This is a genomic window from Variovorax saccharolyticus (genome assembly GCF_030316765.1).
Lineage (GTDB): Bacteria > Pseudomonadota > Gammaproteobacteria > Burkholderiales > Burkholderiaceae_C > Variovorax > Variovorax saccharolyticus.
In genome coordinates this window covers 338401-357680 of the sequence record NZ_JASZYT010000002.1, presented here as the reverse complement: position 1 = coordinate 357680, position 19280 = coordinate 338401, and the positions used below count along the sequence as shown (strand labels likewise).

Below are 19280 nucleotides of genomic sequence, written 5' to 3'. Positions count from 1 at the left end.
TCGGCTCCTGCTCGTCCCTTCCCCCGCTTTCCCCACCTTCCCTGCAACCCTTCGAAAGCCCCGCACCATGAAGCTCCCTTCCGCCTTCAAGACACTCCTGCGCCTGGCCACTGCATCGGCCCTGGCGGCTTCCGCCGCCTGTGCCTACGCCGACGACGCCGCCGTGAAGATCATGGTCGGCTCGAACGCAGGCAGCGGCACCGACGTCATCGCGCGCCACCTGGCGCTCGGACTCCAGCAGGAACTCAAGCGCCCCTTCGTGGTCGAGAACCGCTCGGGCGCCGGTGGCCAGATCGCGGCACAGGCGCTCAAGGCCGCACGGCCGGACGGGCTCACGCTGTTCCTGTCGAACAGCCACACGGTGTCGATGATCCCGCTGACCACGCTGAACCCCGGCTTCGATGCGCTGAAGGACTTCGCCCCGGTGGGACTGGTGGCGATCCATCCCGACGTGTTCGTCGTCAACCCGACCACCCTCGGCAATCCCAATGCCGGCCTGCGCGACTTCGCGACCTGGGCCAAGGCCAACCCGGGCCGCGGCAACGTCGGCGTGCCGGCGCCCGCGAGCGCGCCCGTGTTCGCGGTGGACATCGTCTCGCGCGTGCTGGGCTCCGATCTCAAGTCGGTGCCCTATCGCGGCGACGCCCCGATGCTGCAGGACCTGATCGCCGGCCAGATCCCCGCCGGCATCGGTTCGGTGGGGGCGATGCTGCCGCCCGCCAAGGCGGGCAAGACCCGCATCGTGGCGGTCAACGGCACCAAGCGCCTGCCGCTGCTGCCCGACGTCCCGACCTATGCCGAGCTCGGCATCCAGGGCTACGAAGAGGTGATCTTCACCAGTCTCTTCGCACCGGCCAACACGCCGCCGGCCTTGCTGCAGTCCTACAGCACCGCGCTCGCCAAGCTGGTGCGCTCGCCCGAATTCACCGAGACGCTGGCCAACATGGGCGTCACGGCGGCATCGAGCACGCCGGCCGAACTGACCGCGCGGGTGAAGGAGACCAACAAGGCCTGGACCACGATGGTCAGCAACGTCGGCTACACGCCGCAGTGAGGACGACGATGATCGTGGATCTCAGAACCTACACCCTCGGCATCGGCGCGGTTCCGGCCTTCCTGCAGCGCTATGCCCGCGAAGGCCTGCCGGCGCAGAAGCGCCACCTGGGCCCGCCGCTGGGCTACTACACGACCGAAGTCGGCACGCTGAGCCAGGTGGTGCATCTCTGGCAGTACGAGAACATGGCCGATCGCGAGCAGCGGCGCCGCGCCCTGGAGGACGATGCGCAGTGGCGCGCCTACAAGGCCAGGAGCCTGGCCGACGGCCATGTGATCCGGCAGGAGAACACCATCCTCAATGCGGTGAACCTGGCGGCCCTCGGCGCGGAGGCCGATCGATGAGCCCCCGCCCGGCCGCTCCGAAGGGGGCTCGCACCGCAATGCGAAGCATGGAGGTCGCATCGTGAGCCCCCGCCCGCGCATGCTCCAGCTCGCGCCGCTGCCGCCGGCCCTCGAGACGCAACTGCAACGCGAGTTCGATGTGCATCCGCTCTGGCGCGAAGCCGCGCCGCAGGACTTCCTGGCTGCGCACGGCAGCGAATTCGGCCTGCTGCTGACCCATGCCACGGCCGGCGCGGACGCCGCCCTGATGGACCGCCTGCCGCAGTTGCGGGCCATCTGCAGCCTGGGCGTGGGCTGCGACGCCCTCGACCTGGCGGCGGCGCGCAGCCGCGGCATCGTGGTCAGCAACACGCCCGACGTGCTCAACGACTGCGTCGCCGACCTGGCCGTGGGCCTGATGATCGACGTCGCGCGCGGCCTGACGGCGGCGGATCGCCATGTGCGGCGCGGCGACTGGATCTCGAAGGGGCCGCCGCCGCTGGGCACCCGCGTCAGCGGCAAGCGCCTGGGCTTCCTGGGCATGGGCCGCATCGGGCAGACCGTGGCCCGGCGCTGCACCGGCTTCGACATGGAGATCCGCTACCACACGCCCGCGCCCATGGCCGAAAGCCGATGGACGCACGAAGCCTCCCTGGTCGCGCTGGCCGACTGGGCCGACTTCCTCGTGGTGGCCTGTTCCGGCGGGCCGGCGACCCACCACCTGGTCTCGACCGAGGTCCTGCAGGCCCTGGGGCCGCAGTCCTTCCTGATCAACATCGCCCGCGGATCGGTGGTCGACGAAGAAGCGCTGGTGCATGCGCTGCAGACGCGCCAGCTCGGCGGCGCGGCGCTGGACGTCTTCGAGCAGGAACCGCAGGTACCACCGGCGCTGCTCGCGATGGACAACGTGGTGCTGCTGCCGCACATCGCCAGCGGCACGGCCGAGACCCGGCGCGCGATGGCCGATCTGGTGCTGCGCAATGTGCGGCGCTACGTCGAATCGGGCCGGCTGGAGACCGAGGTGCGGGGCTGAGGGGCTGAGGGGCAAGTCCGCCCGCCCCGTCGGAGGATTCAGGCGCTCACCCGCCAGACCGCAAAACCTAGCGCCACCAGCGCCACGATCGCCGCGGTGGCGAGAACCAGTCGATCGGCGAACAAGCGGCGCATGGGATCTGTCTCCTAGACGAAGCTGTAGCGCTCGGAGTGGTACTTCGAGAGCGGCACCTTCATCTCGCCCAGCGCCGCCTCGATCGAATCCATCATCACGTCCGGGCCGCAGATGAAGTACTCGTGGTCGGCATAGCCCGGGGGCAGATGCCGCTTGAACATGGCGGCATCGATGTAGCCGCTTTCACCGAGCCAGCCTTCCGGCGGCTGCGACAGCACATAGACCACCGTGAGGTCGACCCGCTTCACCAGCGCATCCAGTTCATCCCTGAAGGTCAGGGATTCGAGGTCCTTGCCGCCGTAGAGCAGGATCAGCGGCCGCTTGTCGCCGCGGTCGACCAGCGTGCGGATCATGCTCATCATCGGCGTGATGCCGATGCCGCCCGCGATCAGCACGTGCATGTCCGCCGGGTTGCCGATGGTGAAGGCGCCATACGGCCCGTCGAGGTAGACGCGCCGGCCCACCGGCACCTTGGCGATGCCGCTGGTGAAATCGCCGAGGTTGCGGATCGTCATCTCGACCCGCCCGTCGGCGGCCTCCGCGCTCGACGAGAAAGAAAAGGGGTGGCCGGTGATCCGGAACGGGCTGCCCCACAGCGTGAGCCAGCCGAACTGGCCGGGCCGGAAGCGGAAGCCGGCGTGGCCCTCGGGCCGCATCACCAGCGTGGTCGTGTCGCCGCGCTCGGCCCGCACCTCGGCCACGCGGTAGGGCCGCCGCAGCATGAACAGCGGCTTGACGATGCGCACGTACAGCAGCAGCGCGATCCAGAATATCGTCATGCCGATCCACAGCGCGCGCTTCACCGGATCGGCCAGGTAGAAGCCCCAGCCCACCATGTGGAGCAGCCCGCCGCCGACCGCGACCAGCGCGAGCCCGATGTGCGTGAAGTGCCAGAACTCGTAGCTGATCTTCAGCCGGGTGCGCCACAGCGCCATCACGACCAGCAAGACCAGCGCGCCGAGCGACAGCACCGCGAACACGGCACCCAGCGGCACCTCGGCCAGGGAGTCGGGCATGGCCATCTTCTCGGAGCCGTTGGCGAGCAGGATCAGCGGATGCACCACCACCAGCCCGACCGCGAGCAGCGAGACCCGGCGATGGAAGTGGTAGATGACGTCCTCGCCCCACGGGTCAGTGACATGCCTGAAGCGCGCCGTGAGCCCGAACTGCAGCCCCATCATCGCGAGGCCGGTGTAGCCGAGCGCGACCGAGAACTCGGTCCAGAAATCGCGCGCCGGCGGCATCGCGCCGGTCAGCAGCGCCAGCAGCGGCGCCAGGATGAACAACAGGTAGATCACGGACCAGATGACCCGGCGCTGGAAATCTCGGTCACGGAACTGCATGGGGGTTCGGTGCTGGAACGGGCTGGGGCTGGCGATCAGATGCAGACGCTGAGGAACAGCGGCGGACCGAGCGCGAGCACGCCGCTGGCGAACGCGGTGATCGTGGTCCAGACGATCGCGGTGTGCAGGAAGCTGCCGGTCTCTCCCGATCCGGGGTCGGGCGCGCCCTTGGCGAACCGGCCCCACATCCATCCGATCACGACCAGATGCGCGATGAACACGAGGACCAGGGTCCAGCGCAGCGCGCCGGCCGACCAGCCGAAGGCGCAGCCGATGGCATGGATCGCATAGAGCGCCGACAGCGCGACGCACCAGACGATGAAGCCGGCCGCGAGCCACCAGACACGCCGAGGTGGAACCGTCGTCACCGCGTTCATGGCCGGGCTCCCAGCACCGTGACCAGCGACGGCAGCGCCAGCACCAGGCCCAGCGCGATGACGCCGGTCACCAGCGTGTAGTCGATCCACAGCCGGGTCAGGCGCAGGTCGGTGCAGCGCAAGCGCGAGATGTAGCCGCTGCGCACGCGCTGGAAGTTGCTGATCAGGAACAGCAGGCCGGCAGCGGCATGGAAGCCCACATAGCCCAGCAGCACCGACGCGGTGGCGCCGAGCGCATGCGCGCGCGGGTGCGGCGTGACGCCGATGATCAAGTCGACGATCATCCCCGCCGCCAGCATCAGCGCGAGCGCGGTGATCGCCATCCAGCCCGAGGTCTTGCCGCTGGCGACCACGACCCTGAGCGAGCCGCGCGCCGCCACCGCCGCGACCACCAGGCAGGCGATCACGCCGAAGGCCAGCAGCCGGCTCGGTTCGGGCGGCGGCATCTTCTGCCAGTCGCCGCCGGACAGCCAGAGGTAGAAGGTGCCGAACACCAGCGAGGTGAACAGCGTGCCGTTGGCGACCAGGGCGCAGATCAGCGCCAGCCAGGACGGCGAACTCGCGGCCTCGGTGTGCGGCGGCACCGAGACGCCGAGGCCGACGGGCAAGGGACCGTAGTCGCGCGGCAGGCCCGCGCGCCGCCCCGCGAAGACGAACAGGCCGAAGGTGACGAGCGCCAGCGCCAGCGACACCCAGTAGGCCTTGAACAGGAAGCCCAGCACGGCGCCGCCCGTGAACAGCGCCGTGACCAGCGGCAGGTAGGTCGGGTTCGGCAGCACGATCAGCTGCTCGGGCTTGCCGCTCGTGATGTGCACGCCCATCGCCTCCTGCCAGCCGTTGCGCGTGGCGCCCAGGTAGCCCTCGCCGCGCGCCAGCGAAGCCGCCAGCTCGGACTTCGTCACGCCCTCGGTCTGCGGCCCGACATGCGGGATCGATGCGAAGGCATAGGGCGCCGGCGGCATCGGCATCGCCCATTCGAAAGTCTGGGCCCGCCAGGGGTCGCGCCGCGCGCGGCGCCCATGGCGCAGCTGCACCACGAGGTCGATGATCAGCAGCCCGAAGCCGATGGTCATCACGAAGCTGCCGACCGAGGACAGCAGGTTGAGCCAGTTCCAGCCTTCGTCGCCGCGGTAGGTGTAGACGCGCCGCGGCATGCCCAGCAGGCCGGTCAGGTGCATCATGAAGAAGGTCATGTTGAAGCCGACGAAGATCAGCCAGAACGCCGGCACCGACAGGCGCTGCACCGCGGCGCGCCCGGTCAGGAGCGGCAGCCAGTAGTAGAGCGCCGCCACCATCGGGAAGGCCAGCGCGCCGGCCACCACGTAGTGCATGTGGGCGACCACGAAGTAGGTGTCGTGCGCCTGCCAGTCGAAAGGCACCATCGCGAGCATGACGCCGGTGAGCCCGCCCATCGCGAAGACGAAGAAGAAGCCGAAGACGTAGAGCATCGGCACGTCCCAGCGCGGCCTGCCGTGCGACAGCGTCGCCAGCCAGGCGAAGACCTGCACCGCGGTCGGCACCGCGACGATCGCCGAGCCGGCCGAGAAGAAGGCCAGCGCCAGGTGCGGGATGCCCACCGTGAACATGTGGTGCACCCAGATGCCGAAGCTCAGGAAGGCCAGCGCGACGATCGCCACCACGATCGCGCGGTAGCCCACCAGCTGCCGGTTGGCGAAGACCGGGATCATGGTCGACAGCACGCCGGCCATCGGCAGGAAGATGATGTAGACGTCCGGATGGCCGAAGAGCCAGAACAGGTGCTGCCACAGCAGCGAATCGCCGCCGCGCGTCGGATCGAAGAAAGGCATGCCGAAGGCGCGCTCGAGCTCGAGCAGGATCGAGGCCAGGATCAGCGGCGGGAAGGCGACGATCATCATCATCGCGGTGACCAGGATGTACCAGCCGAAGATCGGCATGCGGTCGAGCGACATCCCCGGCGCGCGCATCTTGAGGACCGACACCACGATCTCCATCGCCAGCGACAGCGCCGAGATCTCGACGAAGGTGATGCCGAGCAGCCAGACGTCGGCATTCACGCCCGGCGTGAAGGCGTTGGAGCTCAGCGGCGTGTACATGAACCAGCCACTGTTGGGCGCGACGCCGAAGATCAGCGAGACGGTCACGATCGAGGCGCCGAACAGATAGCACCAGTAGCCGTAGGCCGTGAGCCGCGGGAAGGCGAAGTCGCGGGTTCCGAGGATCTTCGGCGTCAGGTAGACCGCGAAGCTCTCGACCATCGGGATCGCGAACAGGAACAGCATCATCGAGCCGTGCACCGAGAACACCTGGTTGTAGGTCTCGGGGTCGAGGAACAGCGAATGCGGCGTGGCCAGCTGCACGCGGGTCAGCATGCCCAGCAGCCCGGCGATGAGGAAGAAGACGAAGGACGTGATGAACATCCGCATGCCGATGACCGAATGGTTGACCGCGGCCAGCCGCTGCCATCCCGGCCCGGTGGCCCAGATCTTGTTCAGCTCCCGGTGCAGCCGCAGTGCGCGGGCGCCTCCTGGCTGCGGATCGACGACGGGTCCACTCATTTCTTCGCCTCCGGTGCTGAGAGCGCCTGCGTCAACGCGGCTGAAAAATCCTCCGGCCGATGCACGATGACCGCGAAGCGCATGCCCGTGTGGCCGGTGCCGCAGAACTCGTCGCAGGTGCCTTCGAAGCGGCCGGGCTGGTCGGCCTGGATGCGCAGCCGGTTGACCCGCCCGGGCACCGCATCGACCTTGCCCGCGAGCCGCGGCACCCAGAAGGCATGGATCACGTCCTTGCTCGTCACCACCATGTCGACCGGCTGGCCGACCGGCAGCAGCAGCACGTTGCGGGTCTCGGCGCCGCCGTGTGCGGGATATCGGAAGGTCCAGGTCCACTGCGAGGCGATCGCCTCGATGCGCTGCGGCGGCGCGCTGCCTGGCAGCGGCAGCAGGCGCTCGCCGGTGACCAGGCCGTAGGCCAGCAAGGGCAGCAGCACGAGGGCCGGCAGCACCAGGCCGCCGAGCACGATCCAGCGCGTCGGCGAGACGCTCGAGCCCCAGCCCGGCCGCCGGATCACCAGGATGAAGATGCCGACGACGAGCAGGAACAGCAAGGCCGAGCCGATCAGCATGACCCACCACATGGTCGCGATCGAGGCCGCGGCGGGCCCGGAGGGATCGAGCGTCGAGAGCGGCCCGCTGCAGCCGCACAGCATCGCCAGCGATGCGGCTTGGAGCGCCGCGCGCAAGCCGCTACGATGGCCGCTCATCGGAAGCACCCGCTGCGAAGAAGGAGACGCACCATGGCGAACAAAGGCGACACCACCCCACCCCGCAGCGAGGTCATGCTCGAGCTGCAGCGGCTCGAAGTCGGTTCGGCGGTCGCGCTGGTCGGCCATCCGCTGCACGTGATGCTGGTGCACTTCCCGGTCGCGTTCGTGGTCGCCACGCTCGGCGTCGATGTCTTCTACTGGTGGTCGGGCGATGTGTTCTGGCTGCGGGCGGGACTGTGGGCCGCCGGCATGGCCTTCTGGAGCGGCGTCGCGGCCAGCCTGGTCGGCACCGGCGAGCTGCTGCTGGTTCGCGGCATCCGGCTGCACGAGGCCAGCTGGTCGCATGCCATCGCGGCCATGACGCTGGTCGCCATCTCGGGCGCCAGCTGGGGCCTGCGCCTGACCGACCCGGCCTCGGTGCTGCCGCACGGCCTGATGCTGTCGGTGCTGGCGTCCGTCATGGTCGGCTTCGCCGGCTGGCATGGGGGCAAGCTGGTGTTCGATCATGGCATCGGCATCCTGGTGTCGCCGAAGGACTGATGCCACAGGCGTGACAGGCCGCCGGGCTCGAACAGGTGGGTGGCGAACTGGTTCGAGTCGATCTGCGGCTTGGCCAGCACCACCCACAGGATGGCGAGGATCAGCACCGCGTAGGTGACCGACAAGCTGATGAACGAGAAGCGCCCGAAGCGGCCGGTGGGCGAGAACAGCTGGTGCACCACCAGCCCCGCCACCACGTGCAGCATCGCCATGATGCCGACCAGCACCATCTTGATCGAGAACCACTCCTCGTAGGTGGCCTGCAGGAAGATCAGCGCGGTGCCGCTGCCGACCGCGACGAAGGCGGCGGGCGAGGTCAGCTCCACATACACCAGCCGGACGATCCGGTGCAGCCGGTCGAGCTCGGCCCCGGCCTCGAGCCCGCGCCGCTGCCAGAACAGAAGGGGCAGCACCAGCAAGCCGCCCGACCAGACCGCGATCGTCGCCAGATGGACGAACTTGAGAAAGGTCGTCACAGGGCCACCTCCGCGGGCCGCAGGCTGGTCCAGGCGCGCCAGAGTCCGGCGCCCAGGTAGGGCAGCATCGCCGGCACCCACATCAGCAGGCCGGCGAGCTGCTGGTCGGCCAGCGGCGTGAAGCCCCAGGCCAGGGTGCTCGCGAAGTGCACCGGATAGAGGGGCTGCGCCGCGAAGACGATCAGGGCGCCCAGCAGACCCATCTGCCCGATCGTCACGGCGAGCGCGACCAGCGCCAGGCCCGAAGGCGTGGCCGGCGACAGGACGGCCCGCCACAGCAGCCAGGCGCTGCCGAGCAGCGTGAGCTGCATCAGCCAGTAGGCCGGCACGCTGGCCAGCCCCCAGGCATAGGGTCCGGGTGCATGCCAGAGCCAGAGGACGACCGCGTGGACCGCGACCAGCATCGCCAGCGGCACCCGGCCCGCGCGACGCTGCGGGAACGCCAGCGCGAGCAGCGGCGCCACGGCGGCGATGAGGATCACGTGGTGCAGCACGCGAACCGAGAAGAGCGCCGACGACAAGGCGCAAAGAGGCGAGATGAAGACCACCGCCATCAACGCGATGGCACCCCAGCCGGCACGCGCATCGGATGCGCGGCCCCGCGCCACGCCGAAGGCCAGGATGGCCAGCGCTGCGATCAGAATCGGATCGACGTTCCAGCGCATCCATGCATCGTCGGGAACCGCGGCGGCGCCGCAGTAGGCGATCAGTGAATTCACCATGGCTCTCCTACCCCCGTTCTGCAACCCCGGCTCGGCGCAGGCTGTCGGTTTTGGAAAATGCTAGCAGGGCGGCAGAGGTTCGTCCAAGGGTTCGACTGGAATGACAAACCGCCCTCGCTGTGCAATGGTCCGCCGCTTCGGGGCCTCCCGGGCCACGGCATCCGTCGCAATCCTGACCAGCGCGAGGCGCCGAAGCCCGACAATGGCGACGTGCCCCTTTCCAACTCCCCTCCCCCCGGTGCCGCTCCCGCCGCACACCCCTACGAAAGCCTGACGCCCGACGTGGTGCTCGATGCGCTGTCGGCGCTCGGCCTGCACGGCGACGGCCGCCTCACTGCGCTCAACTCCTACGAGAACCGCGTCTACCAGGTCCACCTGGAAGACCGCAGCGCCGTGGTGGTCAAGTTCTACCGGCCGGGCCGCTGGAGCGAAGACGAGATCCTCGAGGAACACGCCTTCGCCCTCGAACTCGCGGCGGCCGAAGTGCCTGCCGTGGCGCCGATCGCGGTCGATGGCCGCACGCTGCACCAGCACGGCGGCTTCGCCTTCAGCGTCAGCCCCTACCGCGGCGGCCGCGCGCCCGAGCTCGACGACTTCGAGGTGCTCGAATGGGTCGGCCGCTTTCTCGCGCGCATCCATGCGGTCGGCTCCCGCACGCCGTTCGCGGCGCGCCCTGCACTCGACCTCCAGACCTTCGGCCTCGCATCGCGCGATTGGCTGCTCGGCCACGAGATGGTGCCGCTCGACGTCCAGCGCGAATGGGAGACCGCCTGCAACGCCGCCTTCGAGATGATCGCCGCCACCGCGCTCGGCACCGGCCATGACGGCGACAGCGACCCTGCCCTCAAGCGGCTGCGGCTGCATGGCGACGTGCATCCGGGCAACATCCTCTGGACGCCGACCGACCGCCCCGACGGGGGCCCGCACTTCGTCGACCTGGACGACGCCCGCACCGGCTTCGCGGTGCAGGATCTCTGGATGCTGCTGTCGGGCGACCGCGCGCAGCAGACCGGGCAGCTGAGCGGCCTGCTCGACGGCTACGAGCAGTTCCGCGACTTCGATCGCCGCGAGCTGGCGCTGGTCGAGCCGCTGCGCACCTTGCGCCTGATCCACTACAGCGCCTGGCTCGCGCGGCGCTGGGAAGACCCGATCTTCCCGATCAACTTCCCGTGGTTCGGTTCGAGCGACTACTGGAAAGGCCAGATCCAGATGCTGCAGGACCAGTGCGAGGCGATGGCCGAGGAACCGCTCTACGCCTGATCGACGGGCGCCAGCGTGACGGCGCGCGCCACGCGAAGAAAGCCCTGCACCACCGCGTTCTCGGGCCCGTCGCGCCACACGCAGTAGGCGTCGGAGCCGGCCGCTTCTTCTTCGAGCGGACGAAACACCGCGCCCCGCAGCGCGGTGCGTTGCAGCGCGCTCGGCACCAGCGCCACGCCCATGCCCTGGGAGACCAGCGAGACCACCGACAGCCAGTGCCGCACCTCGTGCCGCACCTCGGGCCGGAAGCCGGCATCGGCGCAGATCGCGAGGATGCGCTCGTGGTAGTCGGGCGATGCGCTGCGTGAAAACAGCACGAAGGCTTCGTCGCGCAGGCTCGCCACGGCCACCGTGCGCCGGCGCGCCAGCCGATGCCCGACCGGCAGGCAGGCGAGGAAGGGCTCCGACAACAGCAGCGCATGGCGCAGCTCGGCCGGCATGCGGCTGGTGTGGACGAAACCGACATCCAGCCGGTCATGCAGCAGCTCGGTGATCTGCTCGCCCGAGTTGAGCTCCGCCAGCGTCACGCGCACCGCCGGATGCAGGGCCTGGTACTTGGCCAGCGCCTGCGGCAGGCCACGGTAGAGCATGGCGCCGACGAAGCCGATCCGCAGCCGGCCGGCCGACCCGCGCGAGACGTCGTGCGCCTCCAGCGCGGCCTCTTCCGCCTGGCGCAGCAGCAGGCGGGCCGAGACCTGCAGCGCCTGGCCGGCCGGCGTCATCCGCACCTCCTTGCTGTTGCGATCGAACAGCCGCGCGCCGACCGATTCCTCGAGCTGCCGGATGGCGACGCTCAGCGGCGGTTGCGAAATCGCCAGCCGGCGCGCTGCCCGGCCGAAGTGAAGCTCCTCGGCCAGCACGACGAAATAACGCAGATGACGCAGTTCCATGGCTTGCAGTTTTCCACGATAGGCAGATCAGATCAACCAAGACGTATCTGATATTGGACAAGCATCGTCAAGCGCGAAAAGATGCGAGCCACAAAGGAGACGAGACATGCCCAGCAGCCCCGCAACCCGCGTTGATTCCCCCGCCCATCCGGTGCCCGACCGCCATGGGCAGAACCTCTTCACCACCGACACCGAGCTCGAGCATCTGCTCGCGCTCTACCTGCCGCCCGAGCTGGCCTTGCACATGCGCCCGCACTTCGAGCGCCTGGGCGCCCTGGCCGGCGGCCGGCTCGACGAGCTGGCCCAGACCGCCGACAAGAACCCGCCGACGCTGTCGCTGCGCACCCGCACCGGCATCGACCAGCAGAAGGTGATCAAGCACCCGGCCTATGTCGAGATGGAGCGCCTGGCGCTCAGCGAGTTCGGCCTGGCCGCGATGTCGCACCGCGACGAGACCCTGGGCTGGAAGGGCAAGATGCCGCCGCTGGTCAAGTACGTGCTGACCTATCTCTTCGTGCAGGCCGAGTTCGGCCTGTGCTGCCCGGTCTCGATGACCGATTCGCTGGCCCGCACGCTGAAGAAGTTCGGCAGCCCGGAGCTGGTCGAGCGCTTCCTGCCGCGCTTCCAGTCGCTGGACTTCGACACCCTGGCCCAGGGCGCGATGTTCATGACCGAGCAGGCGGCGGGCTCCGACATCGCCGCCACGCTCACGCTGGCCCGCAGGGACGAGGCCGGCCAGTGGCGCCTCGAGGGCGACAAGTGGTTCTGCTCCAACCCCGATGCCGACTTCGCGATGGTGCTGGCGCGCGCCGCCGACGCGCCGGCCGGCATGAAGGGCGTGTCGCTGTTCCTGCTGCCGAAGCAGCTGGCGGACGGCAGCGCCAACCACTACCGCATCCTGCGCCTCAAGGACAAGCTCGGCACCCGCTCGATGGCCAGCGGCGAGATCCGGCTCGAGGGCGCGGTCGCCTACCTGGTCGGCGAGCAGGGCCGCGGCTTCCAGCAGATGGCCGACATGGTCAACAACTCGCGCCTGTCGAACGGCGTGCGCGCCGCCGGCCTGATGCGCCGGGCGGTCGCCGAGGCCGAGTACATCGCCAGCGAACGCCGCGCCTTCGGCCGCCGGCTGGCCGACATGCCGCTGATGCAGCGGCAGCTGCAAAAGCTCAGGCTGCCGGCGGAGCAGGCCCGCACCATGGTGTTCCAGACCGCGCAGGCGCTGGCGCGCTCGGACGGCGGGGAGGCAGGCGCCTACGCGCTGCTGCGCATCCTGACGCCGCTCATCAAGTTCCGCGCCTGCCGCGACGCCCGCAAGGTGACGGGCGACGCGATGGAAGTCCGCGGCGGCTGCGGCTACATCGAGGAATGGAGCGACCCGCGGCTGCTGCGCGACGCCCACCTGGGCTCGATCTGGGAAGGCACCAGCAACATCGTCGCGCTCGACGTCATCCGCGCCATCAAGCGCGAGGAGTCGCTGCCCGCGCTGCAGGCGCACTTCGGCGGACTGCTCGACGACTGCGCCCTGGCGCCGGCTTTCGCCCAGGCGCTGCGCGACGCGCTGGCGCGCGCTGCGGCCCTGGCCGCGACCGCGGCGCAAGAAGGCGGCGACGTGCTGGCACGCCAGGTCGCCTCTGCGCTCTATCACAGCTGCAGCGCGATCGCGATGGCCTGGGAAGGCGCGCGCAGCGGCTCCACGCAACGCATCCAGTGGGCGCAGGGCGTGCTGCTGCACCGCGTGCTGCCGCGCGACCCGCTCGCACCCGACGCGGTGCCGGCGCCATGGAACGCCACGGCCACGAAGCAGGCCGCCACCGCCTGATCCAGACCCGCACAAGAACACATCGAGACAACCATGAAACTGCTCAAGACCCTGATCCTCGCCAGCGCCTTCGGTGCCCTGCCCCTGCTGCCCGCACTGTCGACGGCCCATGCCCAGGCCTTCCCGACCAAGCCGGTTTCCCTGATCATCCCGTTCCCGCCGGGCGGCCCCACCGACGCGATGGCGCGCACCCTGGCGGCCGAGATCAAGGACACGCTGGGCCAGCCCGTGATCGTCGAGAACCGGGCCGGCGCCGGCGGCAACATCGGCGCCGAGTACGTGGCCCGCGCCCCGGCCGACGGCCACACGCTGCTGTTCGGCACCTCGGGCCCGCTGGCCATCAATTCGAGCCTCTACCGCAAGATCAACTACGACCCGACCACGAGCTTCGCGCCGGTGATCCAGATCGGCTATCTGCCCAACATCCTGGTGGTGAACCCCTCGGTGCCCGCGAAGGATGTGCGCGAGCTGATCGCCTACGCCAAGGCCAACCCGGGCAAGCTCAGCTACGCCTCGTCGGGCAACGGCGCCTCCTCGCACCTAGCGGGCGTGCTGTTCAACGGCATCGCCGGCACCGACCTGCAGCACGTGCCCTACAAGGGCACCGGCCCGGCGCTCAACGACCTGCTGGGCGGCCAGGTGTCGATGAGCTTCACCGACGTGCTGACCGCGCTGCCCTACGTCAAGGCCGGCAAGCTGCGCGCGCTCGGCATCGCCACGGCGCAGCGCTCGCAAGCCCTGCCGGAGTTGCCGACGCTGGCCGAGCAAGGCGTCACGGGCTACGACGTCAGCGTCTTCTTCGGCATCGTGGCGCCGGCCGGCACGCCGCCGGCCACGGTCGCCAAGCTCAACAAGGCCTTCGCCGACGCGCTGGCGACGCCGAAGGTCAGGCAGCTGTTCGCCTCCCAGGGCCTGGAGCCGGCCACGGACGGCTCGCCGCAGCAGCTCGGACGCTTCATCGTGTCGGAGACCGCCAAGTGGAAAGACGTGGTCAAGAAGTCCGGCGCGCAGCTGGACTGAAGCCAGGGAGCCAGCCATGACCTCGACTGTCAACACCGGCGCACTGGCCGGCATCCGCGTGCTCGATATCTCGCGCATCCTCGGCGGGCCGTACTGCGGCCAGATCCTCGGCGACCACGGCGCCGACGTGCTCAAGGTCGAACCGCCGCAGGGCGACGACACGCGCACCTGGGGCCCGCCCTTCAAGGATGGCGTGGCGTCCTATTACCACGGCCTGAACCGCAACAAACGCACCATGGCGCTCGACCTCGGCAGTGCCGACGGGCGCGAGGCGCTGCTGGCGCTGGTGGCCGAAGCCGACGTGCTGATCGAGAACTTCAAGACCGGCACCATGGAGCGCTGGGGCATCGGCTACGACGAACTGTCGAAGCGCTTCCCGCGCCTGGTCTGGTGCCGCGTGTCGGGCTTCGGCGCCGACGGGCCGCTCGGCGCGCTGCCGGGCTACGACGCCGCGGTGCAGGCCATGACCGGCATCATGAGCATCAACGGCGAGTCCGATGGCGGACCGCTGCGGGTCGGCCTTCCGGTGGTCGACATGGTGACCGGACTCAACGCGGTGATCGGCGTGCTGCTCGCGCTGCAGGAGCGCAACCGCAGCGGGCGCGGCCAGTTCGTCGAGGCGGCGCTCTACGACAGCGGGCTGTCGCTGCTGCACCCGCATGCCGCCAACTGGTTCCTCGACGGCCGCGCGCCGCGCCGCACCGGCAACGCACACCCGAACATCTACCCCTACGACGCGCTCAAGACCGGCACCGACCCGATCTTCCTGGCAGTCGGCAACGACCGCCAGTTCGCGAGCTTCTGCCGCACGATCGGCTTGCCCGAGCTCAGCGACGACCCGCTCTACCGCGACGCCGGCTCGCGCTCGGTGAACCGCGACGGCCTGAAGCAGCGGCTCGAGGCGCAGCTCGCGGCCTTCGACGGCCGCAAACTGGTCGACCAGCTGATGGCCGCCGGCGTGCCGGCAGCGCCGGTGCTGGAGGTCGACGCGGCGCTCGAGCATCCGCACACGCGGCATCGCGAGATGGTGGTCGAGATGGAAGGTGGCTACCGCGGCATCGGCTCGCCGGTGAAGCTGAGCCGCACGCCGGCCAGCTACCGGCATGCGCCGCTTTCGCCCGGCGACAAGTTCGAATAGGCCGGCGGCGCTACTTCAGATAGGAGCGCAGCGCCGCCACCACCGCCTCGGTCTCGGCCCCCCGCTGCGCCGCGCTTGCGCCGGGACCCAGGTGCTCGCGGATATGGCCTTCGAGCACCTCGCGCATCAGGCCGTTGACGGCGCCGCGGATCGCCGCGATCTGCTGCAGCACCGCCATGCATTCGGCACCCTCGCCGAGTGCGCCCTCCAGCGCCGCCGCCTGGCCCTTGATGCGGCGCACCCGTGCCAGCAGCTTGGCGCTGGCGTTGGTCGTATGGCTCATGGGCCTCTTCCTGTTCTGCCGAATATACTGGGGGGCAGTATATGACCCTCCAGACTTCTCACGCCGCCCGGGGCTGGCAGCACTCCCACGTCTTCGACGAAGGCAATCCGCTGGCCGAGCGGGCCACGCTGTGGGCCGCGGGCCTGACGGCGCTGATGATGGTGCTGGAGATCGCGGGCGGCTGGATCTTCAATTCCATGGCGCTGCTGGCCGATGGCTGGCACATGAGCTCGCACACCGTGGCCCTGGGCCTGTCGGTGGCCGCCTATGCGGCGGCGCGCCGCTTCGCCGCCGACCGGCGCTTTTCCTTCGGCACCTGGAAGATCGAGATCCTGGGCGGCTACACCAGCGCGATCCTGCTGGCGCTGGTCGCCGCGTCGATGCTCTGGCAGTCGGTCGAGCGGCTGCTGGCCCCGGCCGCCATCCGCTACGACCAGGCGATCGCGATCGCCGTGCTGGGTCTGCTGGTGAACCTGCTCTGTGCCTGGCTGCTGCGCGGCGGGCACCACGGCCACCACCACCCCGCGCAGGGTCCGCACGACCACGGCCACCACGGCCACCATGGACACGCAGCGCACGACGACCTGAACCTGCGCTCGGCCTACATGCACGTGGTGGCCGATGCCGCCACCTCGGTGCTCGCCATCCTCGCGCTGTTCGGCGGCAAGCTGTGGGGCGCGAGCTGGCTCGACCCGATGATGGGCATCGTCGGCGCCGCGCTGGTCGCGACTTGGGCCTGGGGCCTGATGCGCGAATCCGGACGGGTGCTGCTGGACGCCGAGATGAACGCGCCGGTGGTGGCCGAGATCCGCGAGGTGATCGACGCCAGCCCGGTGCCGGCCACCCTCTGCGACCTGCACGTCTGGCGCGTGGGCAAGGGCAAGTACGCCTGCATCGTCTCGCTGGCCACCGACAGCGATGTGGGGCCGGACTACTTCAAGCAGCAGCTGCGCATCCACGAGGAGCTGGTCCACATCTCGGTCGAGGTGAACCGCGTGGCGGCGGCCCCCGGGCTCAGGCCAGCAGCTGCTCCGTGATGAGCTGCCAGTGCTGCGGCTCGACCGGCGTGATCGACAGCCGGTTGCCGCGGCGCAGCACCAGCATGTCGGCCAGCGCCGGCGTGGCGCGCAGTTCCGGCAGCGACAGCAGGCGGGTCTTGCGCAACGCCTCAACGTCCAGCAGCAGCCAGCGCGGCTGCTCGGCCTTGGACGCGGCATCGAAGTAGGGCGAGGCCGGATCGAACTGGGTCGGATCGGGCCGGGTGCCCGATGCCACGCGCGCGATGCCGACGATGCCGGGCTCGGGGCAGCTCGAGTGATAGAACAGCACGCCGTCGCCGACCTGCATCGCATCGCGCATGAAGTTGCGCGCCTGGTAGCTGCGCACGCCGGTCCAGGGCACGGTCGACTTCGGCGCCGCGAGGGCGTCGTCGATCGAGCACTCGTCGGGCTCGGACTTCATCAACCAGTAGCCGGACATGGCGGCGTCGCGCAGCGCGTGCCTCAGACCAGCAGGGCGTTGACCCGGCGCACGTAGGCGGCGGGGTCGGCCGGCAGGCCGCCTTCGGCCAGCAGGGCCTGGTCGAACAGGATGTTGGCCAGGTCGTCGAAGTGCGCCGAGCCTTCGAGCTTCCGGACCAGCGGATGCTCGGCATTGACCTCGAGCACCGGCTTGAGGTCGGGCGCGGGCTGGCCGGCCTGCTTGAGCATGCGCGCCAGCTGGGTGCTCATGCCGCCATCCTGCACCACCAGGCAGGCCGGCGAGTCGACCAGCCGCGTGGTCACGCGGACGTCCTCGGCCTTGTCCTTCAGAGCCTCCTTGAGGCGCTCCAGCAGCGGCTTGAAGGACTCCGCCGCTTCCTCGGCCGCCTTCTTCTCGGCCTCGTCCTGCAGCTTGCCGAGGTCGACCGCACCCTTGGCCACGCTCTGCAGCGGCGTGCCGTCGAACTCGGTAAGGTAGTTGAGCGCCCACTCGTCGACGCGGTCGGTCATCAGCAGCACCTCGATGCCCTTCTTCTTGAAGATCTCGAGCTGCGGGCTGTTCCTGGCGGCGGCCAGCGTGTCGGCCGTGATGTAGTAGATCGCGTCCTGGCCTTCCTTCATGCGCGACTTGTAGTCGGCGAAGCTGACGCTGACCGCATCGCTGGTGCTGGAGGCGAAGCGCAGCAGCTTGGCGATGCGCTCGCGGTTGCCGAAGTCCTCGCCCAGGCCCTCCTTGAGCACCGCGCCGAACTCGGCATAGAACCTCGCGTACTTGCCCGATTCGTCGGCGTAGTCGGCCGCGGCTTCGGCGGCGGGCGTGCCGTGATCGGCCTTCTTGTCGACCACGTCGGTGACGCCTTCGGTCGGCTCCGGCGCCGGCACCGACTCCCCGGAGCCGACGTCGATCTTGCCCTCGCCGCTCTCGGACGCGGTCTTCTGCTTCTTCGCCAGGTCCTCGAGCATGCCGAGCACGCGCTTGGTGCTGCCTTCGCGGATGGCCTTCACGTCGCGGCTCTCCTGCAGCAGTTCGCGGCTGACGTTGAGCGGCAGGTCGGCCGAGTCGATCACGCCCTTGACGAAGCGAAGGTAGCTGGGCAGCAGCGCCTCGGCGTCGTCCATGATGAAGACGCGCTTGACGTACAGCTTGACGCCGGCGCCCTTGTCGCGGTTCCACAGGTCCATCGGCGCCTTGGCCGGGATGTAGAGCAGCTGCGTGTACTCGGTGTTGCCCTCGACCCGGTTGTGGCTCCAGGCCAGCGGGGCCTCGAAGTCGTGGCTGATGTTCTTGTAGAAGTCGACGTACTGCTCGTCGCTGATGTCCTTCTTGGGCCGGCTCCAGAGGGCGCTGGCCTTGTTCACCGGCTCCCATTCGCCGGTCTTGACCATCGCGCCGCCCTTGTTGTCCTCGCCTTCCTTCCACTCCTCCTTCTCCATGAGGATCGGCAGCGAGATGTGGTCGGAGTACTTGGCGATGATCGACTTGAGCTTCCAGGCGTTGAGGTATTCCTCGGCGTCGTCGCGCAGGTGCAAGGTGACGCTGGTGCCGCGCTGCGGCCGCGCGATGCTGTCGACCTCGAAGTCGCCGGCGCCGCTGCTGACCCAGCGCACGCCTTCCTCGGCCGGCAGCCCGGCGCGGCGCGATTCGACCGTGATCTTGTCGGCCACGATGAAGCCCGAGTAGAAGCCGACGCCGAACTGGCCGATCAGCTGTGCGTCGGCCTTCTGGTCGCCCGAGAGCTTGCTCATGAACTCCTTGGTGCCGCTCTTGGCGATGGTGCCCAGGTTGTCGATGGCTTCCTGCTGGCTCAGGCCGATGCCGGAATCGGTGATCGTGAGGGTCTTGGCTTCGGCGTCGAAGGCGACGCGCACCTCGAGCTGCGGCTGGTCTTCGAACAGCGCCGGCTGGTCGATGGCTTCGAAGCGAAGCTTGTCGCAGGCGTCCGAGGCATTCGAGATCAGCTCGCGCAGGAAGATTTCCTTGTTCGAGTAGAGCGAATGCGTGACCAGGTGCAGCAGCTGGGCGACTTCGGCCTGGAACGGGAGTTTGGTCTTGGAAATGGTCATGGCGCGAGAACAATCAAAGGGGAAAAACGGTTCGCCGACGGCGAACATTCAACTTTACAAGACCTGGGGCTGGCC

At 69.3% G+C, this 19280-nt stretch carries 19 protein-coding genes; 9 read left to right on the top strand and 10 right to left on the bottom strand.

Annotation, left to right across the window (positions count from 1 at the left end; translation table 11 throughout):
- Window positions 1–67 precede the first annotated feature (67 nt).
- The 3 genes from QTI45_RS07810 to QTI45_RS07800 all read left to right on the top strand — a co-directional run bounded on the left by QTI45_RS07810 (window position 68) and on the right by QTI45_RS07800 (window position 2410).
- Window positions 68–1054 (top strand): tripartite tricarboxylate transporter substrate-binding protein, encoded by a 987-nt coding sequence (locus QTI45_RS07810; RefSeq protein ID WP_286653953.1) that lies wholly within the window; start codon window positions 68–70, stop codon window positions 1052–1054.
- A gap of 8 nt (window positions 1055–1062) precedes the next feature.
- Window positions 1063–1398: an NIPSNAP family protein gene (locus QTI45_RS07805; RefSeq protein WP_286371158.1), complete on the top strand. Its 336-nt coding sequence runs from the start codon at window positions 1063–1065 to the stop codon at window positions 1396–1398.
- 79 nt (window positions 1399–1477) lie between these two features.
- Window positions 1478–2410, top strand: coding sequence for a 2-hydroxyacid dehydrogenase (locus tag QTI45_RS07800; RefSeq protein WP_286654308.1), 933 nt, complete (start codon window positions 1478–1480; stop codon window positions 2408–2410).
- Between the two features lie 146 nt (window positions 2411–2556).
- Here QTI45_RS07800 and QTI45_RS07795 read toward each other — a convergent pair whose 3' ends face one another.
- From QTI45_RS07795 to coxB, 4 genes are read right to left on the bottom strand one after another with little or no spacing between them, the layout of a single operon-like run.
- Window positions 2557–3888, bottom strand: coding sequence for a ferredoxin reductase family protein (locus QTI45_RS07795; protein WP_286653952.1), 1332 nt, complete (start codon window positions 3886–3888; stop codon window positions 2557–2559).
- Window positions 3889–3923: 35 nt separating this feature from the next.
- Window positions 3924–4265 (bottom strand): hypothetical protein, encoded by a 342-nt coding sequence (locus QTI45_RS07790; protein ID WP_286371156.1) that lies wholly within the window; start codon window positions 4263–4265, stop codon window positions 3924–3926.
- Window positions 4262–6802, bottom strand: coding sequence for a cytochrome c oxidase subunit I (gene ctaD / locus QTI45_RS07785; protein WP_286653951.1), 2541 nt, complete (start codon window positions 6800–6802; stop codon window positions 4262–4264). The genes QTI45_RS07790 and ctaD overlap by 4 nt, the downstream gene beginning before the upstream one ends.
- Window positions 6799–7509, bottom strand: coding sequence for a cytochrome c oxidase subunit II (gene coxB / locus QTI45_RS07780; protein ID WP_286653950.1), 711 nt, complete (start codon window positions 7507–7509; stop codon window positions 6799–6801). Before coxB ends, ctaD begins: the two co-directional genes overlap by 4 nt.
- Window positions 7510–7542: 33 nt before the next feature.
- On the opposite strand from coxB, the gene QTI45_RS07775 reads away from it, so the two are divergent.
- The gene (locus QTI45_RS07775; protein ID WP_286371153.1) at window positions 7543–8052 is read left to right on the top strand and encodes a DUF2231 domain-containing protein; all 510 of its coding nucleotides are present in this window, start codon (window positions 7543–7545) and stop codon (window positions 8050–8052) included.
- Here QTI45_RS07775 and QTI45_RS07770 read toward each other — a convergent pair.
- Both QTI45_RS07770 and QTI45_RS07765 read right to left on the bottom strand, forming a co-directional pair.
- Complete coding sequence (locus QTI45_RS07770) at window positions 8016–8528, bottom strand: HemJ family protein (protein ID WP_286653949.1); 513 nt, start codon at window positions 8526–8528, stop codon at window positions 8016–8018. The two genes, QTI45_RS07775 and QTI45_RS07770, sit on opposite strands and share 37 nt — an antisense overlap.
- Window positions 8525–9247 (bottom strand): cytochrome c oxidase assembly protein, encoded by a 723-nt coding sequence (locus tag QTI45_RS07765; RefSeq protein ID WP_286653948.1) that lies wholly within the window; start codon window positions 9245–9247, stop codon window positions 8525–8527. The genes QTI45_RS07770 and QTI45_RS07765 overlap by 4 nt, the downstream gene beginning before the upstream one ends.
- 213 nt (window positions 9248–9460) lie before the next feature.
- Between QTI45_RS07765 and QTI45_RS07760 the strand changes: the two genes are divergently transcribed.
- Window positions 9461–10510, top strand: a complete 1050-nt coding sequence (locus QTI45_RS07760) for a serine/threonine protein kinase (protein ID WP_286653947.1) — start codon at window positions 9461–9463, stop codon at window positions 10508–10510.
- Here the strand turns inward: QTI45_RS07760 and QTI45_RS07755 are convergent.
- Window positions 10501–11400 (bottom strand): LysR family transcriptional regulator, encoded by a 900-nt coding sequence (locus tag QTI45_RS07755; RefSeq protein ID WP_286653946.1) that lies wholly within the window; start codon window positions 11398–11400, stop codon window positions 10501–10503. The genes QTI45_RS07760 and QTI45_RS07755 overlap by 10 nt on opposite strands.
- Window positions 11401–11506: 106 nt before the next feature.
- Between QTI45_RS07755 and QTI45_RS07750 the strand changes: the two genes are divergently transcribed.
- Genes QTI45_RS07750 through QTI45_RS07740 form a run of 3 tightly spaced genes read left to right on the top strand, consistent with a single transcriptional unit; the run spans window position 11507 to window position 15377 of the window.
- On the top strand, window positions 11507–13219 hold the full coding sequence (locus QTI45_RS07750; protein WP_286653945.1) for an acyl-CoA dehydrogenase family protein: 1713 nt from the start codon (window positions 11507–11509) through the stop codon (window positions 13217–13219).
- 33 nt (window positions 13220–13252) lie between these two features.
- On the top strand, window positions 13253–14239 hold the full coding sequence (locus QTI45_RS07745; RefSeq protein WP_286653944.1) for a Bug family tripartite tricarboxylate transporter substrate binding protein: 987 nt from the start codon (window positions 13253–13255) through the stop codon (window positions 14237–14239).
- 16 nt (window positions 14240–14255) lie between these two features.
- Window positions 14256–15377: a CaiB/BaiF CoA transferase family protein gene (locus QTI45_RS07740; RefSeq protein WP_286653943.1), complete on the top strand. Its 1122-nt coding sequence runs from the start codon at window positions 14256–14258 to the stop codon at window positions 15375–15377.
- Window positions 15378–15387: 10 nt separating this feature from the next.
- Here QTI45_RS07740 and QTI45_RS07735 read toward each other — a convergent pair whose 3' ends face one another.
- The gene (locus tag QTI45_RS07735; RefSeq protein WP_286653942.1) at window positions 15388–15660 is read right to left on the bottom strand and encodes a metal/formaldehyde-sensitive transcriptional repressor; all 273 of its coding nucleotides are present in this window, start codon (window positions 15658–15660) and stop codon (window positions 15388–15390) included.
- Between the two features lie 41 nt (window positions 15661–15701).
- On the opposite strand from QTI45_RS07735, the gene dmeF reads away from it, so the two are divergent.
- Window positions 15702–16697 carry a CDF family Co(II)/Ni(II) efflux transporter DmeF gene (gene dmeF / locus QTI45_RS07730; RefSeq protein WP_286653941.1) on the top strand — a complete coding sequence of 332 codons (996 nt, stop codon included), beginning with the start codon at window positions 15702–15704 and terminating at the stop codon, window positions 16695–16697.
- Here dmeF and QTI45_RS07725 read toward each other — a convergent pair.
- Complete coding sequence (locus QTI45_RS07725) at window positions 16675–17139, bottom strand: EVE domain-containing protein (protein WP_286653940.1); 465 nt, start codon at window positions 17137–17139, stop codon at window positions 16675–16677. The genes dmeF and QTI45_RS07725 overlap by 23 nt on opposite strands.
- Before the next feature lie 23 nt (window positions 17140–17162).
- Complete coding sequence (gene htpG, locus QTI45_RS07720; RefSeq protein WP_286371142.1) at window positions 17163–19205, bottom strand: molecular chaperone HtpG; 2043 nt, start codon at window positions 19203–19205, stop codon at window positions 17163–17165.
- Between the last annotated feature and the right edge of the window lie 75 nt (window positions 19206–19280).